Below are 18,298 nucleotides of genomic sequence, written 5' to 3' on the forward strand. Positions count from 1 at the left end.
AACCGTGCTCGTCCGCAATGCCGGGCAATGGAGTGTTGGGAGATGTGGATTCCATAATTCACCGATCAGGGGCGGGGAGGCGAAGCGCATAAGCGGCAATGCTCAACCAGCCAACTATTAAGAGAACGCCACCTATTGGCGTTACCGGGCCGAACAACCGTGGCCCACCTAGGGCTAAAATATAAAGCGAGCCAGAGAAGAGCAAAATACCACCGCACAGGCTATAGGCGGCGATAAATAGCCGACGCGCGTCATCCACCAGTAAGCGCAGACAAATGCCAATCAATAACACACTGTGTACCAGGTGGTAGAAAACGGCGGTCTGCCAGGTCGCCAAAGCGTCGGGACTGAGAATTGACTTAAGCCCGTGAGCACCAAAGGCACCTAACGCAATGGCTAAAGCACCCGTGCAAGCGGCGAGGATTAGTAAGTTTTTAATGGGCATTGCAAACAACCTTGTTAAAACACCAGCAAAAAAGAAAGCCGCGACTAAGCGCGGCTCTGGCGTTAATAAAGCGAGTATTACGCTTCCATCATCGCTTTTACTTTTTTCATGGCGTTCTTTTCAAGCTGGCGAATGCGTTCAGCAGAAACACCATAGACATCAGCTAAATCGTGCAAAGTAGCTTTGTCGTCATTTAGCCAACGCTTTTGTAGGATGTCGCGACTGCGCTCATCAAGCTTATCGAGAGCCAGCTCTAAACTGCTAACGTTCGACTCTTCCCAGTTAGCATCTTCTAACTGCTGAGCTGGGTCGTAGCGGTGGTCTTCCAAGTAATTAGCGGGTGCTTGATAGGCTGTGTCGTCGTCATCGTCCGCACCGGCATCGAAACCGGCATCATAGGCGGAAAGGCGGCCTTCCATTTCGTAAACGTGCTTAACATCGACGTCTAAGTCTTTTGCAATCGCCTGTGCTTCGGCGTGCGAAAGCCACGCAAGGCGCTTTTTAGAACCGCGTAAATTAAAAAATAACTTGCGTTGTGCCTTGGTGGTGGCGACCTTCACGATGCGCCAGTTGCGCAAGATAAATTCGTGAATTTCGGCCTTGATCCAATGCACGGCAAAGCTGACCAAGCGCACACCGCGCTCTGGATTAAAGCGCTTTACCGCTTTCATCAAGCCAACATTACCTTCTTGAATTAAATCAGACTCTTGTAAGCCGTAGCCAGAGTAAGACTTGGCGATATGGACCACAAAACGCAAATGGGCCATAACGAGTCGGCGGGCCGATTCGAGGTTTTCTTGGTAATAGAGTTCTTCCGCCAGTTGCTTTTCTTCCTCTGCGGACAGAATGGAAAAGGCGTTGACGGCCTGAATGTAAGCGCCAAGATTAGCACCTGGTGCTAAAACACCAACAGGTTGTAAGCTTTTACTCAATTGCAATACCTCCAAAAACTACCGCGTGAGTGTAGCACTACGGGATTTGACTGCCAACACGCAGAAAAATTCCCTATCGCGGCTGACTTTCCAGTCACCGCTATTGCGGGCGAATATCGCGCAAATGCCGGCCAACCGCTAACCAGGCGCCAAGTAAACCTATTAATAAGGCCATTGTCAGCAGTATCAAGCCGTTGGCAACGCCCAGCCCTTGCAAGCTGAATTGACTGCTGTAGCTTTGCGCTAAATTAGCAACGGGCGTCGCCACAGACACTAGCCCAATAACCACCAAAACCAAGGCGCAAACGCCTCCGCCTAGCCCGTACCAGAGCCCCGTGTATAAAAACGGCCGACGCACAAAGCCATCGGTGCCTCCGACAAGCTTAATAACCAATATCTCTTCCCGTCGGTTCTCGATCGCCAAACGCAGTGTATTGCCAATCGCCAACAACATACCTATGCCGAGCAATAAACCCAAGCCGAGAGCAAAGCGCTGCCCCAACTGCATCACATGGTTAAGCCTCTCTAACCACGCCATATCGATACGCACATCACTCACCACCGGATCAGCTGCCCAGCTGGCGCGCAGTTGCTGCAAGGTTTCAGCGTCCAGCACAGCCTTATGAGGCTGCACCAACAGCACCCAAGGCAGTGGATTGTCGGTTAAGTCATCGAGTAAATTACCCATGCCACTCTGCACAGCAAACTCACTCAAGCCTTGGTTGGGCGAAATCACCGACACCTGCGCCACTTCGGGTGCTAGCTCAAGCTTTTTGGCTAGGCTCTGGGCTGCCGTCTCTGTCGCGCCTGGCTGTAGGTAAATGGAAAGCTGGTTGCTACTCGCCCACTGGCCCGATAGCTGACTGACATTGGCCAAGGCCACGTAGAGGAGCGCGGGCAAGGCTAGCGAGATGCCCAGCATCAGTACTGTTAGACAAGACTTCACTGGCTCGCGCAACAGGCGCATCAAGCTATCTATGGCGGTGAGCTTATGGTGTTGCAGCCAAGCGTCGGCCTTATCGGAAATCTTCGTTTTGCTAACCCGAGCACCAGCTTTAGCGGGACGCGCTGCAATAGGCTCTCTACGGGTGGACATTCGCCTTGGCTCGGGCTGCTTAGGCACTCGGCTAGACATGGGTAGTCTCCGCGTCAACCGGCGCAATATCGGCGCGCAACTCGCCTTCCGAGAGCGCTAAAACGCGCTTATTTTGGCGCTTCAGCAAATCGATATCGTGACTGGCAATCAACATGGTGACCCCCACCTCGTTGAATTGCCGAAACAAATCCATAATTTCCGCCGACAATTCTGGGTCTAGGTTACCCGTGGGTTCATCGGCGAGTAAGATTTTCGGCTTATTGACGACGGCCCGAGCAATGCCAACCCGCTGCTGTTCACCGCCCGACAGCTCCAGCGGCAAACGGTTTTCTTTGTGCAGCAAACCGACCTTATCAAGTGCCGCGCGCACGCGCTTAGACACATCAGATGCAGCATAACCGGCAATCACCAGCGGCAGCGCGACATTGTCAAACACGCTGCGATCGAATAACAGTTGGTGGTTTTGAAACACCACGCTAACCTGGCGCCGGTGGTAGGGTATTTGGCTATCGTGCATGCGCGTTAAATTGGTGCCATTGACGAACACTTGGCCGCGGCTTGGGTGCTCCATCGCCATAATGAGCTTTAACAAGGTGCTTTTGCCGGCACCTGAGTGACCAGTAAGAAACACCATTTCACCCGCTTCAAGGGAGAAATTTAAATTTTTCAGTGCTTCAAAGCCATTGCTGTAGCGCTTTGAAACGTGATCAAAGCGAATCATCAATCGGCCTGCTCGGTCTGTACCGCGTCGTGGTTAAACAAGCCATCAATAAAGGGTTTAGCCGCAAAGGGCTGCAAATCATCGACGCCTTCGCCGACACCGATGAAGCGCACCGGTAAGCCGAGCTTTTTACTCAGGGCGAAAATCACACCACCTTTGGCCGTGCCATCGAGCTTGGTCAGCACTAAACCGGTAACACCGGCGGCTTTATGAAACTCCTGCGCCTGACTAATGGCATTCTGGCCGGTGCCAGCATCCAGCACCAAAAGCACTTCGTGCGGCGCCGTCACATCCAGCTTGGCCATCACCCGCTTCACCTTGGCGAGCTCTTCCATCAAGTTGCTCTTGTTGTGCAAGCGACCCGCTGTATCGGCAATGATGACGTCAATCTCTTTCTTCTGAGCCGACGCTATGGCGTCAAAAATAACCGAGGCGCTATCGGCGCCCGTGTGCTGAGCCACGACCGGTACCTGATTGCGCTCACCCCAAACTTGCAGCTGCTCAACCGCGGCGGCTCGAAAGGTATCGCCAGCGGCCAACATGACCTTTTTACCATCGTTTAAAAAACGCTTCGCCAATTTGCCAATGGTGGTGGTTTTCCCCACGCCGTTAACGCCCACCACAAGAATTACATAGGGTTTCTTTTGGCTATCGATAATTAACGGTTTTTCCACCGGCAGCAACAGCTCACCAAGCGCCTCGCGCAACAAAGCCAGCAGCGCTTGTGGGTCTTTTAATTGCTTGCGAGCAACACTGTCGGTCAAGGATTCTATAATGTCTGTGGTGGCCTCTATGCCAACATCAGCAACCAGCAATTGCGACTCCAAATCCTCGAGCAACTCGTCATCGATGGCTTTTTTACCCAAAAACAGATTGCCAATCCCCTCGGCAAATTGACTGCGTGTGCGACTGAGCCCCGCCCTTATTCGAGCAAACAAGCTAGGTTTGTCAGCCGGTTGCAGTGTTGCTGCAGACGCAACTGCCTGCTCAGCCGACTCAGTACTGGGTGCAGCCGGCTGCTCTTTTTTCTTAAACAACTTGGAAAACATCGATACTCACTGACTAAATGACGTTAAAATGCGCACGCAATCTGGGGCGCGCTGCCTGATTCCATAGAAAGAGCGCTATCCTACCACTCCCAGCGAAAATTGAGTTGACCCATTGCATGAAAAACCGCCAAGCCTCTGCTACTCACCAGGGCGGCCAGTTACGACTCATCGGCGGCCAATGGCGCGGGCGAAAACTCAGCTTCCCCAGCCCGGACGGCCTCAGGCCCACAGGCGATAGAATCCGCGAGACGCTGTTCAACTGGCTGCAAGCGGATGTCGCCGATGCTCGCTGCTTGGATATGTTTGCCGGTTCCGGCGCATTAGGCCTTGAGGCGCTTTCCCGCGGCGCCGGAAGCTGCACATTCCTAGAACTCAACCGGCAGGCCTATCGACAATTGCAACACAACTGCAGCCTGCTGAAAGCACAAAGCGCCGACATCTTAAATGTCGACAGCCTGGCGTGGTTGGCGCAGACAGACCAAATGTTTGACTTGGTCTTTCTCGACCCACCCTTCGCCCAACACTTATGGCAACAGGCCATTGAATTATTGAGTCGACCGGGTTGCCTATCTACCCAAGCGCTGATCTACGTTGAAAGCCCCAAAAATTTGCTATTGGCAACCCCCGCTCACTGGAGCCTGAGTCGAGAAAAGGTCGCGGGCGAGGTGTGCTTCCGTCTTTATCGCTTACTTTAAGAAACGCCCTCAGCTTGATACTATCCGCAGCTGAATTACGCCCCCTTAATATTTGGTGACTGAATGCGCACTGTAGTTTACCCCGGCACTTTCGACCCGCTGACCAATGGTCATATCGACTTGGTTGAAAGGGCTTGCCGCCTGTTCGATAAAGTCATCATTGCCATTGCTGCAAGCACCAAGAAGAATCCGCTATTCACCCTTGAGGAACGCGTTGCACTGGCGCACAAGGTTCTCGGGCACCTACCGAATATTGAAATTTGTGGTTTTGATATTTTGCTGGCGGATTTGGTAAAGCAGAAACAAGCGCAAGGCGTGCTGCGTGGGCTGCGGGCCGTCTCTGACTTCGAATATGAATTTCAATTGGCCAATATGAATCGCGCCCTAATGCCGGAAATGGAAAGCCTTTTTCTCACGCCCTCCGAGCACCTGTCTTACATCTCTTCATCACTGGTACGCGAAATCGCCTCGCTGGGCGGGGATGTCAGTAAATTCGTGCACCCCTTGGTTAAGGATGCACTCATCGAACGCTATAAGAAAAATAGCGTAAAGTAGGTATTACTCGACGTCGTGCTGATAGCCAGGCGTGGTACAACCCAAGCAGCGCACGAATGTCGTCTCGCCAGGCCCAACCACTAACGTCTGAGCCGACTGCTTAACGTTGCCGCCAGCAGCAGAGAAGGGCAGGGCAACGAGAAACGCCGCTGTGCCTAATACCGTAACACCCAGCATCACTGGGCGTACAATTACCAAATCTAACGCCATAGCGGCCGCTGATGGATCTTCCAACTCACCGTCTTTAGCAAGCGCAAAACTAGACATGGCTAAACAAGTGGTTAAAGCAACGGCTCTAACGCTCAATTTTTTCAGATTCACAGCGAGTCTCCTCAGTTATCGTCCTGAGTATGCCATTACTACTTGGGCAAGTACCGGACTTTACGCATTGTACATAAAGTATAAAGCCATCAGTGGCTTAGCGTCGAATGCTAATGTGCAGTGTAGCTAGCACTGGCAATTGGCACAATATACCGTGGCACGATTACTTACGCGAACTTCTTTCAGCGGAGTGTGACAGACCCGACAAGGCAGGCCACCGCGCCCATAAACGAGTAACTTCTGCTGAAAGTAGCCCGGTTTGCCGTCGCCACCGACGAAGTCCTTCAGCGTCGTGCCGCCCTGCTCAATAGCCTTAGCAAGCACAGCTTTTATGTGTTCGACTAATACACGAGCTTTTGCCAAGGTTAAGCTGCCAGCGGCGCGGCGCGGTCGTAACTTAGCCATGAACAGCGCTTCATTAGCGTAGATGTTGCCTACCCCTACGACAACGTGGCTATCCATAATGAACGTTTTTAAGTTTTGCTTCTTACCGCGCGACCGCTGATATAAATAGTCAGCGGTAAAATCATCAGACAGAGGCTCTGGTCCCAAAGCCGCCAACAGCTTGTGCGCCAACACATCCCCCTCAGCCCATAACCAGCAACCAAAGCGCCGCGGGTCGGTATAGCGCAGACCGATGCCATCGCTAAACTGCAAATCCACATGGTCGTGCAATCCAGGGGGCTCTTGCGTCGAAATAACCCGTAAGCTACCCGACATGCCGAGATGCACCAACACGTGCCCCAGCGTGAACTCAAACAGTAAGTATTTACCGCGGCGGGTCACAGAACGCAGGGTTTTACCGGTTATCAGCTCGGCCAATTCAGGTGGAATGGGCCAGCGCAGCGAAGGATTGCGCACCAGTAGCGCTTTAACTTTTTTGCCCCGAGTATGCGGCTCAATGCCTCGGCGGGTTGTTTCAACCTCAGGTAATTCCGGCATCTGAACTCCTTAGTTCCGCATCAGTTTCGCTTCGCTTGCAAACCGATAACCTCGATCGACCAAGTACAAGCATCAGACGCTAAATAGCGCCATTGGACGTTGAAATCGAGCAGGTGCATACCATAAATACGGTTTGGCTCTGGGGTTTGATATGCAGGGCGAGGATCTTGACCCAAGACTTCAACAATCAGCTGCGCCAGCACTGGGCTGATAGAAACACCCTCGGCAAAACCAACACCGATGGGCTCGGGCGCCGCTGGCGCAAGCAAGTTACGCGCAGCAGGGACACTATCGACGTAGGGCAGGTAAGGCTTGATATCTACCACCGGCGTCCCGTCGACCAGATCCACACCCGAAAGCCAAAGCAGCACCTTGGCGCCATCGATCTCGACGCGATCCAATTTCACCACCGACAAACCTAGGGCATTTGGCCGCACCGGTGATCGACTTGCGAAGACGCCAATACGTTGATTGCCACCCAAGCGCGGCGGCCTAACCTTGGGGCTTTTTGACTCTGGGCTTTGATGAAAAATAAACTGCAGCCAAATATGACTGACACTCTCCAAACCCTGAACAGCATCGGCCTGATTGTATGGCGGCAGCAATTCTAAGCAGGCGCAAGCCGACGGCGCCAAGGCCGGCTGGCGCGGCACGCCAAACTTCTCCTTAAAACAGGAGTGCACGATTCCAATAGTTTGCAGTGTATGCATAGCGGCGGGCCAGATACGAAAAAGCCCGGTCGTACCGGGCTTTTTCAAGGTGCAAGGATCAATTACTTGATCTTGCCTTCCTTATAAACCACGTGCTTGCGAACAACGGGATCATATTTCTTGATCTCCATTTTCTCAGGCATGGTGCGCTTGTTCTTGTCAGTTGTATAAAAATGACCAGTACCGGCACTTGAGTTCAATCGAATTAAATCACGCATGGTATTTGCTCCAGCTAAATTAAACGGCTTCGCCGCGCGCGCGCAGGTCAGTCAGCACTAGGTCGATGCCACGCTTGTCGATGATGCGCATGCCTTTAGCAGATACACGCAACTTAACAAAGCGCTTCTCAGACTCAACCCAGAAGCGGTGTGAGTGAAGATTTGGCAAAAAACGACGCTTGGTGTGGTTTTTCGCGTGGGAAACATTGTTACCGGTAACTGGACGCTTACCAGTAACCTGACATACCTTGGACATCGTATTGCCTCGTCTGTAAATCGTTCTCGACCCACCAAATGGATCAGAGGTTGCAAGAAATCTGTGTATCGGGGGCCACCCGGAGAGCAACCGTAGATGCCCCACCAGAAAGAGCCGCGTTTTATACCAGAAGCACCCATTGATAGCAACCAAAAGCGCCAAAATGGTTAATATTTCAACCGTTACGCCGACTTACCCGGTAATAGTCTGGTGCGCCACACCAAACTCAGCATACCGCCGCTAATCAATGCGAACACAAACCGACCACTGGCGAATTGCATATAAGACTCAAAACAGTTTATTACAAACCATAACGCTAAAAAGGACAGATAGAACACCAACAAATCGTTAGAAATATGTCCATTACGCCAGAGTTGCACACACGCCCGAACCAGATAAGCCCAAAGCGCGACTATTGCAGCCAAGCCCAATAGACCAAAATTAACCAAGGCATCCAAAAACGAGTTATGTAGGTGCGATAAATCCTGCTTCTTTATCGCCTCAGGGAAGGAGTCAGCCTGCTGAATCACCATTTTTTTACCCTCCACTCCCCAGCCCACTAACGGCCGCTCGGCTATCCAATGCAATGACTCACGCCAAAAATGCAGTCGAATACCGGCACTGTCGAAAGCGATTGCATCATCAGCCCATAGGGCGGCAATAGAATCGCTCTCTGCTATAACGCGCTGCTGTATCAGCTGCCAATTCGTAGCCAATACGATGATTAAAGGAATGACTACCATGGCCACTAACCTCGTCACCCGCCGCCAACTGGCGCTAGTAACCCGTAGCGATACAGCCATCTGAACTATTAGTGCGATGGATAAACCGAGCCAGACAGCGCGCGTCTGCGTAATAATAACTGCCACCAAGGCGTAAACAAGCACAAGCAAGCAAGCCCCAACCGCGAGCCAACGCAGGTTCTTAAGCGCTAGCAGACGCGGTAACACCGCAACCGCGCCAAGCGCCAATACAGCAAAATACATGGCCGCATGTTGGGCGTTAAGCAGGTTTAAATCCGTTCGCGAGCCCGTGATCCCATTTACAATCGCAGTGACTCCAATCCCTTTCACCCACGGCGTGAACACCAAGGCAACACCCGCAATCAACCAAATGCCGATAACCTTGCGCCGATCGCCACCGCATGCGAAGGCAATGGGGATGAGAAAGAACCAATAGGTCAGCTTATGAACTTGCGGAGAGCTTTCAGCAATATCTGCATGCTGTAGCAACATCAATGCCCAAGTAAGCAATGCCGCCGCTAAGGCAAATACAAAAATATAGATTGCCGGGCTAGATGTTACTGGCTTTGGGGCAAAGAAAAATGCGACCAACGCGGCTAACAATATCAAGTCGATAAATGGCTTTGCCAAGTTATCCGAGAAAATCGATAACACCGTATAGCCAACCAATGCTACCAGCAACCAACCAACAAGCCACATTTGATTGAGAAAGTGATCCTTCACCAACAAGCGAATATTAATGTCCATATACAACGATTTACCTAATACCTAATACCCGAGATTATATTTACTCGCCATGAATCACTCTATAATCATCCATACTGGCGCCAAATACGCCTGCTACAACGCCAAGGTATTTGCACATCTTCAGCCAGTATTTATTCCTCAGCTCACGCTGCAACGCAATAGCTAGCAAGGCTGAAAACCCAAAGGCAAGAATAACCATAAGCACGCCATTTAAACAAATTATCAAACGACTTCGCCCATATTTTTTCTTGCGCCACGCAGATATTATACCAACACGGAATTTTCGTCGTGATAACCATGCCATGTTAGCCTTACTTTCGGGTATTACCTCGTGCACTATAGCTTCCGCACACTTATAGATTGGCACTCCTTTTTGCGAGGCCAGGGTGAAAAAAATTGTATCTTCACCGCCCATGTGCGGATTATCCTCAACAAATCGAAGCCCAAGATCCGCCATAACAAAAACAGGTATTAGTACGTTATTTGTTGCACAAGCACTTAACGCCGTGCCAGTACCTCGCTCTCGTTTGATAAAAAATCGCGCCACTGTTTCGGACACATTGTCGGGCAACTCCTGAATAACGTGGCCAGAAACAATAGCCTCACCGCCAACTTTTCGACTATATCCGTACAATACATCCAACCATTCAGGCTCTACCCATTCATCATCATCGATAAACACCAAGTAATCGCACTTTAGCTCTAAGGTAACGTCTATGGCTCGGTTGCGCGCATAAGGAATACCGCTGGATGCTACGTGCTGATAGTGCAGTGCAAAGGGGTAATCCTTCTTTAGTATCGCGATATAATCCGCTGCGCTTTGTGCATTATCATTATCGATAATCGATACATAAATTTGCACTCGGTCAGGCACATTCACTACAGCGATACTAGCCAAGCATCTTTTTAATAACTCCGCTCTTCTACAAGTACAAATACAAATATTAATGCGCGCATCAATTTGATCGCCGAAACTATCCTGCGGCTGATTCTCTGTCAATTTTGGTACACCCTGTGATAAATGTGTCACGCTAATTACTTCACTTTAGGCATTTTCATACGGGCTGTTTTGCCCGGCTTTTCAGAAGGTAGCTCAGCTGGATACAGCGCTCCTGAATAGGCCGTTAAATAATCATTACGCTTTTTGCTAAGCAAACCTTTAACGAAGGGCCGCATGAGGTAGTAAAAAAAACCTACCCGAGCGCGCTTAACATTCGACTTTAGAATCGACGATGGATGCGGCCGCTCCCATAACAAATGAGGCTCCACACAGTATTGGTGAAGACCAAACTCCCAGTAGTGATCATAAACCTTATCAATTGGTTCAAAAATATTACTGGCATGCTGAATTATTTTTGCCATCGCATTTCGATTAACCACATAACCTTGCGCACCTAACACGCCTCGTTCTGGCCGAGTCAACCGGTGACTGCCTTGTAACATGTCTCGAACAATCTTACGTTTACGCACTCGCAAAGCCATCAATCGAACGAACTCGAAGTCTTCCGTGAAAGTATTTATCTCGCGCAGCGCGCGTCCGAATTCTGGCTCCACCTCTACATCGTCTTCCAATAAACAGAGTTTTTCACAACCCAGCGCATAAGCCTTTTTGATGGCGCGCAAATGCGATAAATAACAACCAACCTCTGAATTCGTCATGTCGCAAAGATGCCGGAGCCTGGATTTTTGTACATCTAAAAATTCATCAGCATCCAGCGCCGGCATCGCATGACGGCCATCGACGCCGGGGAATAGTTCGGCCTCAATACCTTGCGCAGAAAGATTTTCCAGTAAGCGCTGAACACCGTCTCCATCGGGGTGCAAGGTAATAATCCAACAGGGCAAAACCTTTTTACTTTCCGCCATCATTTTATTTGCCCCTCGCAACCAAATCGCTGTACAACTGGCTGTACTGCTGAACAATTATCTCGCGGGCATAATGGGCCTGATAATGAGCAAAGGCCTTAGCTACAATCTCCGCTCTTTGTTCAGGATTATTGAGCATTTCATTCACTGCCGCCGCCAAGGGCAAGACTTCATCCACAGGCGTAACTAACCCTGTGACCCCGTGCTCAATAACTTCGCCAGGCCCCTCTGAATTTGTCGCAACTATCAGGCACTGGTGTGCCCATGATTCCATTACAATAGAGCCCAAACCCTCGTAGCGCGAAGGGCAGACAAACAAATCAACTGAGGCCATTAAGGTCGTAACATCCGATCGCCACCCCAAAAACCGTACTCGATTGGTTAAACCCAAATCTTCACATAATGTTTTTAATGACGCCTCCTCAGGACCAGCACCGGCCAGCCAAAGGGTTGCAGCGGGAATATGCTGCAAAGCCTTTAATAAGGTATCAAAGGCTTTATTAACGTGTAATCGGCCAGCGGCAAGAATGATAGGCTGATCCGGCGGGGTGTCAAAGCTCGCACGCGAAATCGGGGTAACTGGTGTTTCATCGGCGAAATTTGGAATTTGAAAAACTCGATTTGCAGGCATTCCACCGTTGACTAAATGATTACAAATGCCCTTCGAAATACCCACCCAATAATCTGCATGGCGATAGTATTTCAGGTCGTAGTAGTGCCCTAAGCGACTAGTTAAAATATATTTTCCAGAAGGTGTGGAGCCACTGGCACGGTTCATCCACGTCATGACCAAATCTGGATCAAATTTCTTCAAGGCTCGGATATAGCTGATTCTGTCGATTAGGTTTAACGGGCCACCAAAGCGAAAGCCTTCAGCATCAACGCCAGCAGCGCGTAAATCATTAACTCGATGTTCATGATTTCGCAAAAAGGCTTTCTGCTGTAATTGCTCACATGTATTAAGGCCTTTAACTAACCTGACGTACATATTTTCGGCGCCACCTTGCGGGGCACCGGCTAAAATCTGGGCCACTCGCATCAGTGTGCGCCTCCATTATTCGATGAATCTGTATGACCTGTGTGCAACAGCAAGCCGTGATAACCGGGGAATTTATCTTGGCCTCTTTGGTCCAATAGCGCATCTATACGCTCATATAAATTAGCCGTTTTCCGGCGCGCTTTGTTAGCCAATGATTTCGTCGTCAACCAATAAAAAGGCACAATACCGGCGCTGCCTAGACCATCGATAACGACTAAACGCTTAATTTTTCCCTCGTGTTTTTGCACCACGATATTGTGGAGTAAAAGATCACGCGAGGGAATTGAGTAGCGCTGCCACTGCTCAGCAAAAGACTTTACTGCCGTGCTAATATCTTCGTTAATACCATTATCCCAAATACATTTTTTTAAGGTTTCGGAAATAGTACCTAGATCGTCACGAATTAAATCGGAAACTAAACCCAAGCCCATATCTGTTTCAACAAAGCCATAACAGCGACTCAGCAATTTAAAAGCATCAGCATCGAGATGCTTTTCAAACGACTGCATGACACGCCATTCTTCTTGATTGTCATCAAAGCTCGACAGTGGCTTCAGATTTTTTGGGAAACCTTTTTTACGTCGTCGGTCTGCCAAACTAAAATCAGGCCTACGTACTTTGATACAAAGATTGGGATTTTCTGGATGCACAAAACACAAGCGATTACCACCCTGGGCAAATGGCCGCTCCTCAGATAACACGATGAGTTTCGTCACGCATTCACTCTCATGATTCCAACAGTAATCATTTCATTGATCCATCGAGATGAATATCGCGCGCCCAAACATAATCGTGACTAAAAGCAATGCCTAAAGAAGCCTCTACAATATATTGTGCATAGAGCTTATTATTCATTTCTGTGTGGAAAAAACTGCGCGCATTACCAGCCCAATGTTGACGTTTTGCATCATCATTTTGAAAATCACGAATACTCGCCAGTAGATCCTCTTGCTGATCAAAATACACCAGAGATTCTGCCGGCATGAGTTCGTCAAACTTGTTGGCCTGATGGGTGAATTGCAATATGCCATTCCCCGCTAACTGCGCCATACGCGCCGACGAATACCAATAATCACCTTCTTGACGATTGAAATTTAAACCCATTTTTGTATTTGCTAGAGCGCGATCATAGTCCCGCCCCCATACAGGCGGCTCGCCAAAGCTACCGAACGTTTTAAATTTACAATCAGTGCCTAGTTCATCTTTTAGCCACTTCACCATCGCCAAGCGCTTGGTAAAATCAGTACTGTTGCTACAAAAAAGAAGATCAATAGGTAGATCGGTTTTACTGCTGTTATTCAAATTTTCGATGGCAGGATCTACCGGGTTAGGCATGTGATAAACCCGAGCACCAATGCCTTCAAATATCTTTAACTCGGGACGGCCAGTAGATATAAAAATAGCATCCACAACTTCCGCCCTATGCTTAATACGCTCAACATTCGACGGCACAAATAACGGATCATTGTTGCAGTGGGCTATGATCACATTCGGATTTTGGCGTTTGATTTCTTTCAAGGTGTCATTACTAATCATGTCGCAGTGACCAGCAATGACAAGATCGGGCTCTACCGCTGCAATAGTTTCCAACACGCGCTTATTAGCCTTGCCAATACCGAGATCGCGAATACCGAATGGCGCTTCAAAAGCGGCTATATCGCGATCACTGAACACTTCGACAAAATGATCTTGCTTAATCAAGCCATGGGTCAATTTACGGGCCCAGCTTACTCGGGATTTACCGTAGCGGCGTAATTGTTGGTAGGCTATGTGAACTACTCTCATGGGTATTCCAATCTTGGTTGATAAGCGCGGCGCAGTATACCACTGCGCCCTAAGGTGTTACTGCCAGCAATCGCTGGTAGACCGAGATCGTGGCCTCGATCTGATGCTGCATGTGAAATTCTGGCTGCACTTTAATATCCACCTCCGCCCCCAGCAAACTCAGCACTTTTTCAGCAAAGCCTTGCACATCATCTGCTGGCACCAAGCCTGCCGGAAAACAGGCTGATAGGGACTCCGAGGCACCGCCGCGATCAAAGGCCACCACCGGCGTATTCGTCGCCAGCGCTTCTGTCAGCGTGCGGCCAAAGGGTTCGGGCTGACTGGACATATGGCAAACAATATCTGCCAATCGATAAAACTCAGCAATGTCAGACCGATGGCCGACGAACGTAACGCCTTCGTCTAGCTGTAACTCAGTTGCCATCGCCTCCAGCTCGCGTCGATAATGGACTTTTTTCGGCTCTGCATCACCCACAATAACCCCATGGCAGCGCGGATTTTGCGCTATTATTTGCTGCATCATGGTCAAAAATGTTTCTTGCCCTTTCCAGCGACTCAAACGACCAGGCATGAGAATGATGTGTTTTTCACGCAGCTGCGGGTATTGGCGGTAGAGTTCTTTTGACCAAGCGTCAGGTGGAGCACCCGCAGCAAATGCGGCCACATCTACGCCGCGTGGTATCACGGTTATCCGCTGCTCATCTTGGCAATAATGCTGCTTGATATATTTTTCTACACACTGAGAAATGGCGATGATGTGCTCGGCCTTGGCCATCACAGCGGAATAAAAATTGACCGAATAGAGGCCGTGAAAAGTACTCACTAAACGAGGCCTGCTGGCTGCTGGCAACTTGCGCCACGCCAGCCAGATAATCCATGCTGGCGCTCGAGAACGCACGTGAATAATATCGGGCTTTAACTCTTGCAATAGTTTTCGCACCGGCCTGACTAAACGCAATGACCACAAAGACTTGCGGTGTACTGGCAGCTGGATATGGCTAGAGCCCTCACTTTCTAGCTGCGCCACCAGGCGGCCGCCATTAGACATCACGATTGACTCATGACCTTGGCGCACCAGTTCGCGAGCGAACTCCACCGTACCGCGCTCAACCCCACCGCTGTTTAGATTGGGTAAAACCTGCAACACCTTCATACCATAAAGTCCTTCAAAAAGCGCTCTACAAGCCACGCTGCCGCGCGCTCCGCCTCGCAAAACCCATCTGCCGCTGCAACGGTCGATATGCGCTGCCGGTTCGCAAACGATACCAATCGATTAGCGCTCACCAACTTATCCAACCCCTGCGTAACACGCCCCGGCCGCCCGCCCGGTAGCGCGAATAACCCCGTTGCCGCGCCAGAGGTTAACGCCTCATAAACCATCGATACGCTATCGGGCGTAACCCACACGGGGGAACTCAGCGCCAAGGTCTCTGACAACCATTGAGCTTCGGTTTCTCGATATGAGAAACAGGTTAAATTGACGATATTTTGATCCGCTAACAGGCTCAAGAAGTGCTCCGGTGTGCGACGGGAATCCGACAGCACCCAGGTTCGATGGTGCGATTCTTCACATAAGGTTTTAACCTGCGCAACCAGTCCAGCATCATCCCAACCATAGTGCTTAGACGGGCCCCCAATAAGTATGGCTCCCGCACATGCCTCGCTCCGCTCCGCACTCGGTTGCACAGCATTAAGCACCCCTTGAGTGACCAGTATGTTGGCGCGTAACGGCGGATTGTCATGCGCCGGCACAATTGCGGCGTCTAGCCATGCATAGGGGAAATTCGGCCGCATCAATAACACGCTAGGCTTGGCAAAACAGCGCTTTGTCGCCAATAGCGCCCTCTGCGTACCCGACCCCGCTGCGATGACCATATCCGGTACAGGCAAACGTGGCGCAAGGTTTACACCACGCCATACAGAATAAAAACTTAACGCTGTCGAGGTAATATCGATAACATGGCTCTGTGCACTTACTTTGGCTTCAAGCTGCTGAGCTAAGCCGCGCAATTGATTTAAGTGGCCAGGCTTTTGATCCGTTAACAACCAAACAATCGGCGGTTTTTTACTCACTCAGCCTCCAAAGGCTTGGCGGGCCGCCAATAATTGTGACAAGAGTGCACATTTTAGGGGCAGCGCCTAAGTGGCTGCAAGCCTTGCGCTAAACCAAACCTCGCTCTGCTAGAGAAGCGCAATAACCATCACCCACGATCAAATGATCCAACACCCGAATATCTACCAACGCTAGGGCGTCTTTTAGCCGGCGGGTGATTGCAATATCGGCCTGGCTAGGTTCAGCGACACCGGAGGGGTGATTGTGCACCAAAATAACCGCAGCAGCCGCTTTGAGCAGGGCGCACTTCACCACGTCTCTTGGATACACAGAGGCGCCATCTAAGGTGCCTTCGAATAGATGCACAAATTCAATTAACCTATGTTGGGCATCCAACAACAGCAACGCAAACACTTCTCGGTCTCTATGGCGCAGCTGCGCTTGTAAGAAACGCGCAACCAAATCCGGGCTGGTTAACATATCGCCGCGCCTCAATTCCGCCTGCAGATGCCGACGCGACATCTCGAGAACGGCTTGAAGTTGGGCAAATTTCGCGTCGCCCAAGCCTTTGCCCTGAACAAAATCATCCCGACTTGCGTCTAGCAGCGGCCGCAAGCCGCCAAACTTTGTCAGCAGGTCGCGCGCCAAATCCACGGCCGTTAAACCCGCCACCCCAGTGCGTAGAAAAATGGCTAGCAGCTCTGCATCCGATAGCACCGCGGAACCCTGTGCCAATAATTTTTCCCTTGGGCGTTCACCCGCAGGCCAATGATTAATGGCCATTCGATCCTCCTTGATCTTTTTTATGGCGAGATTTCACACGCTGGGCGTGCATCGACTACGATAGTCACGCCGACAATGGTATCTTAGCCCCTTACTCAAACCTTGCCAGCAACAGGTGCTATGTCAAGCCTAATCAATAAACATGTACTGCTGGGCGTCAGTGGCGGCATTGCTGCCTATAAAAGCGCTGAACTCATTCGTCGGCTCAAAGATCTCGGTGCCCATGTACGCGTGGTCATGACTCCCGCAGCTCAGGAATTTATTACACCACTTACGCTGCAAGCACTGTCGGGCAACCCGGTTTACACGGAATTATTAGACCCAGAGGCCGAGGCGGGTATGGGTCACATTGAGCTGGCGCGCTGGGCCGATATTCTTTTCATCGCCCCCTGTACCGCAGACCTGATCGCCCGCCTAGCTCAGGGCCAAGGCAACGACCTGCTCACCACCATCGCACTTGCCTGCCGAGCGCCGTTAGCCTTAGCGCCAGCGATGAACCAAGGCATGTGGAGTCATGCCGCAACACAAGACAATTTAGCCCAGCTAATCGAACGCGGCGCAAAGGTGTTTGGCCCCGACAGCGGTAGCCAAGCGTGCGGTGATACTGGCCTTGGGCGCATGTCGGAGCCAACAGCTTTGGCAACGCAACTGAGCGAGTGCTTCAGCTCGGGCCTGCTCAGCGGATTGGACGTCGTTATTACCGCAGGGCCAACGCGCGAAGCGATAGATCCCGTGCGCTACATCAGCAACCACAGTTCCGGTAAAATGGGCTACGCGCTGGCCCAAGCCTGTGCAGAAGCTGGCGCACGCACGCGGCTGATTAGCGGGCCTACACGCCTTAGCTGTCCAGCCAATGTCGAGCGTATCGACGTCGTTAGCGCACAGGATATGCTCGAAGCCGCTCTGGCTTGCAAGGCCGATATATTTATCGGTGCCGCCGCTGTCGCCGATTATCGCCCTGAGACCATCGCCGCGCAAAAAATTAAAAAGCAGGGCTCTGATAGCGCCTCAACGACACTGACCTTGGTGCAAAACCCAGATATTATTGCCACCATTGCTGCCGGTACACATAAACCGTTTATGGTGGGGTTTGCGGCTGAAACAGAAAATATCGTCGACTACGCCAGAAACAAACTGATTAAGAAACGCTTAGATTTAGTCATTGCCAACGACGTGTCCCGTCATGACATAGGCTTTAACAGCGACGACAATGCCGTAACCTTAATTTCGGCAGCAAGTGAAGAGTACTTAGAACCGCGCAGTAAATATCAATTAGCACTAGAGCTAGTTCGACGAATTGCGATTGCCTACCGGTAGCCAACTAACGCAAATTTGACCCATT

22 protein-coding genes are annotated in these 18,298 nt (G+C 50.7%); 3 read left to right on the plus strand and 19 right to left on the minus strand.

Features of this window, described 5'->3' with window-relative positions; all coding sequences use genetic code 11:
* Positions 1 to 58 precede the first annotated feature (58 nt).
* The 5 genes from ACGHTT_RS19330 to ftsY form a co-directional block, all read right to left on the minus strand.
* Complete coding sequence (locus ACGHTT_RS19330) at positions 59 to 445, minus strand: DUF423 domain-containing protein (RefSeq protein ID WP_390592646.1); 387 nt, start codon at positions 443 to 445, stop codon at positions 59 to 61.
* A 77-nt stretch (positions 446 to 522) separates the two neighbouring features.
* The gene (gene rpoH, locus ACGHTT_RS19335) at positions 523 to 1,377 is read right to left on the minus strand and encodes an RNA polymerase sigma factor RpoH (protein ID WP_390592647.1); all 855 of its coding nucleotides are present in this window, start codon (positions 1,375 to 1,377) and stop codon (positions 523 to 525) included.
* Positions 1,378 to 1,477: 100 nt separating this feature from the next.
* A complete protein-coding gene (gene ftsX / locus ACGHTT_RS19340) occupies positions 1,478 to 2,512 on the minus strand; it encodes a permease-like cell division protein FtsX (protein ID WP_390592648.1) in 1,035 nt (344 codons plus the stop codon).
* On the minus strand, positions 2,505 to 3,194 hold the full coding sequence (gene ftsE, locus ACGHTT_RS19345) for a cell division ATP-binding protein FtsE (RefSeq protein WP_390592649.1): 690 nt from the start codon (positions 3,192 to 3,194) through the stop codon (positions 2,505 to 2,507). Before ftsE ends, ftsX begins: the two co-directional genes overlap by 8 nt.
* Positions 3,194 to 4,243, minus strand: coding sequence for a signal recognition particle-docking protein FtsY (gene ftsY, locus ACGHTT_RS19350; RefSeq protein WP_390592651.1), 1,050 nt, complete (start codon positions 4,241 to 4,243; stop codon positions 3,194 to 3,196). Before ftsY ends, ftsE begins: the two co-directional genes overlap by 1 nt.
* A gap of 116 nt (positions 4,244 to 4,359) precedes the next feature.
* On the opposite strand from ftsY, the gene rsmD reads away from it, so the two are divergent.
* Positions 4,360 to 4,938, plus strand: coding sequence for a 16S rRNA (guanine(966)-N(2))-methyltransferase RsmD (gene rsmD, locus ACGHTT_RS19355; RefSeq protein WP_390592652.1), 579 nt, complete (start codon positions 4,360 to 4,362; stop codon positions 4,936 to 4,938).
* A 63-nt stretch (positions 4,939 to 5,001) separates the two neighbouring features.
* Positions 5,002 to 5,493, plus strand: coding sequence for a pantetheine-phosphate adenylyltransferase (coaD, locus tag ACGHTT_RS19360; protein ID WP_390592653.1), 492 nt, complete (start codon positions 5,002 to 5,004; stop codon positions 5,491 to 5,493).
* A gap of 3 nt (positions 5,494 to 5,496) precedes the next feature.
* Here the strand turns inward: coaD and ACGHTT_RS19365 are convergent, their stop codons facing one another.
* The 14 genes from ACGHTT_RS19365 to radC all read right to left on the minus strand — a co-directional run bounded on the left by ACGHTT_RS19365 (position 5,497) and on the right by radC (position 16,956).
* Positions 5,497 to 5,814: a hypothetical protein gene (locus ACGHTT_RS19365; RefSeq protein WP_290260035.1), complete on the minus strand. Its 318-nt coding sequence runs from the start codon at positions 5,812 to 5,814 to the stop codon at positions 5,497 to 5,499.
* Positions 5,815 to 5,940: 126 nt separating this feature from the next.
* Positions 5,941 to 6,756 (minus strand): bifunctional DNA-formamidopyrimidine glycosylase/DNA-(apurinic or apyrimidinic site) lyase, encoded by an 816-nt coding sequence (gene mutM / locus ACGHTT_RS19370; protein WP_390592654.1) that lies wholly within the window; start codon positions 6,754 to 6,756, stop codon positions 5,941 to 5,943.
* A 20-nt stretch (positions 6,757 to 6,776) separates the two neighbouring features.
* Entirely contained in the window at positions 6,777 to 7,466 is a 690-nt protein-coding gene (gene tsaA / locus ACGHTT_RS19375) for a tRNA (N6-threonylcarbamoyladenosine(37)-N6)-methyltransferase TrmO (protein ID WP_390592656.1), read from the minus strand.
* A 62-nt stretch (positions 7,467 to 7,528) separates the two neighbouring features.
* Positions 7,529 to 7,684: a 50S ribosomal protein L33 gene (gene rpmG / locus ACGHTT_RS19380; RefSeq protein WP_290260040.1), complete on the minus strand. Its 156-nt coding sequence runs from the start codon at positions 7,682 to 7,684 to the stop codon at positions 7,529 to 7,531.
* Between the two features lie 19 nt (positions 7,685 to 7,703).
* Positions 7,704 to 7,940, minus strand: a complete 237-nt coding sequence (gene rpmB / locus ACGHTT_RS19385) for a 50S ribosomal protein L28 (RefSeq protein ID WP_290260041.1) — start codon at positions 7,938 to 7,940, stop codon at positions 7,704 to 7,706.
* Positions 7,941 to 8,122: 182 nt separating this feature from the next.
* Positions 8,123 to 9,430 (minus strand): O-antigen ligase family protein, encoded by a 1,308-nt coding sequence (locus ACGHTT_RS19390; protein ID WP_390592657.1) that lies wholly within the window; start codon positions 9,428 to 9,430, stop codon positions 8,123 to 8,125.
* Positions 9,431 to 9,470: 40 nt separating this feature from the next.
* Positions 9,471 to 10,430 carry a glycosyltransferase family 2 protein gene (locus tag ACGHTT_RS19395; protein WP_390592658.1) on the minus strand — a complete coding sequence of 320 codons (960 nt, stop codon included), beginning with the start codon at positions 10,428 to 10,430 and terminating at the stop codon, positions 9,471 to 9,473.
* 35 nt (positions 10,431 to 10,465) lie between these two features.
* Positions 10,466 to 11,299 (minus strand): glycosyltransferase family 25 protein, encoded by an 834-nt coding sequence (locus ACGHTT_RS19400; protein ID WP_390592659.1) that lies wholly within the window; start codon positions 11,297 to 11,299, stop codon positions 10,466 to 10,468.
* Between the two features lies 1 nt (position 11,300).
* Positions 11,301 to 12,335, minus strand: a complete 1,035-nt coding sequence (locus tag ACGHTT_RS19405) for a glycosyltransferase (protein WP_390592660.1) — start codon at positions 12,333 to 12,335, stop codon at positions 11,301 to 11,303.
* Positions 12,335 to 13,051, minus strand: a complete 717-nt coding sequence (locus ACGHTT_RS19410) for a YrbL family protein (RefSeq protein WP_390592661.1) — start codon at positions 13,049 to 13,051, stop codon at positions 12,335 to 12,337. Before ACGHTT_RS19410 ends, ACGHTT_RS19405 begins: the two co-directional genes overlap by 1 nt.
* A 28-nt stretch (positions 13,052 to 13,079) precedes the next feature.
* Positions 13,080 to 14,120, minus strand: a complete 1,041-nt coding sequence (locus ACGHTT_RS19415; protein WP_390592662.1) for a glycosyltransferase — start codon at positions 14,118 to 14,120, stop codon at positions 13,080 to 13,082.
* 49 nt (positions 14,121 to 14,169) lie between these two features.
* Positions 14,170 to 15,273, minus strand: coding sequence for a glycosyltransferase family 4 protein (locus ACGHTT_RS19420; protein ID WP_390592663.1), 1,104 nt, complete (start codon positions 15,271 to 15,273; stop codon positions 14,170 to 14,172).
* On the minus strand, positions 15,270 to 16,193 hold the full coding sequence (locus ACGHTT_RS19425; RefSeq protein WP_390592664.1) for a mitochondrial fission ELM1 family protein: 924 nt from the start codon (positions 16,191 to 16,193) through the stop codon (positions 15,270 to 15,272). Before ACGHTT_RS19425 ends, ACGHTT_RS19420 begins: the two co-directional genes overlap by 4 nt.
* A gap of 88 nt (positions 16,194 to 16,281) precedes the next feature.
* Positions 16,282 to 16,956, minus strand: coding sequence for a DNA repair protein RadC (gene radC, locus ACGHTT_RS19430; RefSeq protein ID WP_390592665.1), 675 nt, complete (start codon positions 16,954 to 16,956; stop codon positions 16,282 to 16,284).
* Between the two features lie 120 nt (positions 16,957 to 17,076).
* Here radC and coaBC point away from each other — a divergent pair, with 120 nt between their 5' ends.
* A complete protein-coding gene (coaBC, locus tag ACGHTT_RS19435) occupies positions 17,077 to 18,273 on the plus strand; it encodes a bifunctional phosphopantothenoylcysteine decarboxylase/phosphopantothenate--cysteine ligase CoaBC (RefSeq protein ID WP_390592666.1) in 1,197 nt (398 codons plus the stop codon).
* The last annotated feature ends 25 nt before the right edge of the window (positions 18,274 to 18,298 follow it).

The sequence above is a fragment of the Simiduia litorea genome, assembly GCF_042853465.1.
Taxonomy (GTDB): domain Bacteria; phylum Pseudomonadota; class Gammaproteobacteria; order Pseudomonadales; family Cellvibrionaceae; genus Simiduia; species Simiduia litorea.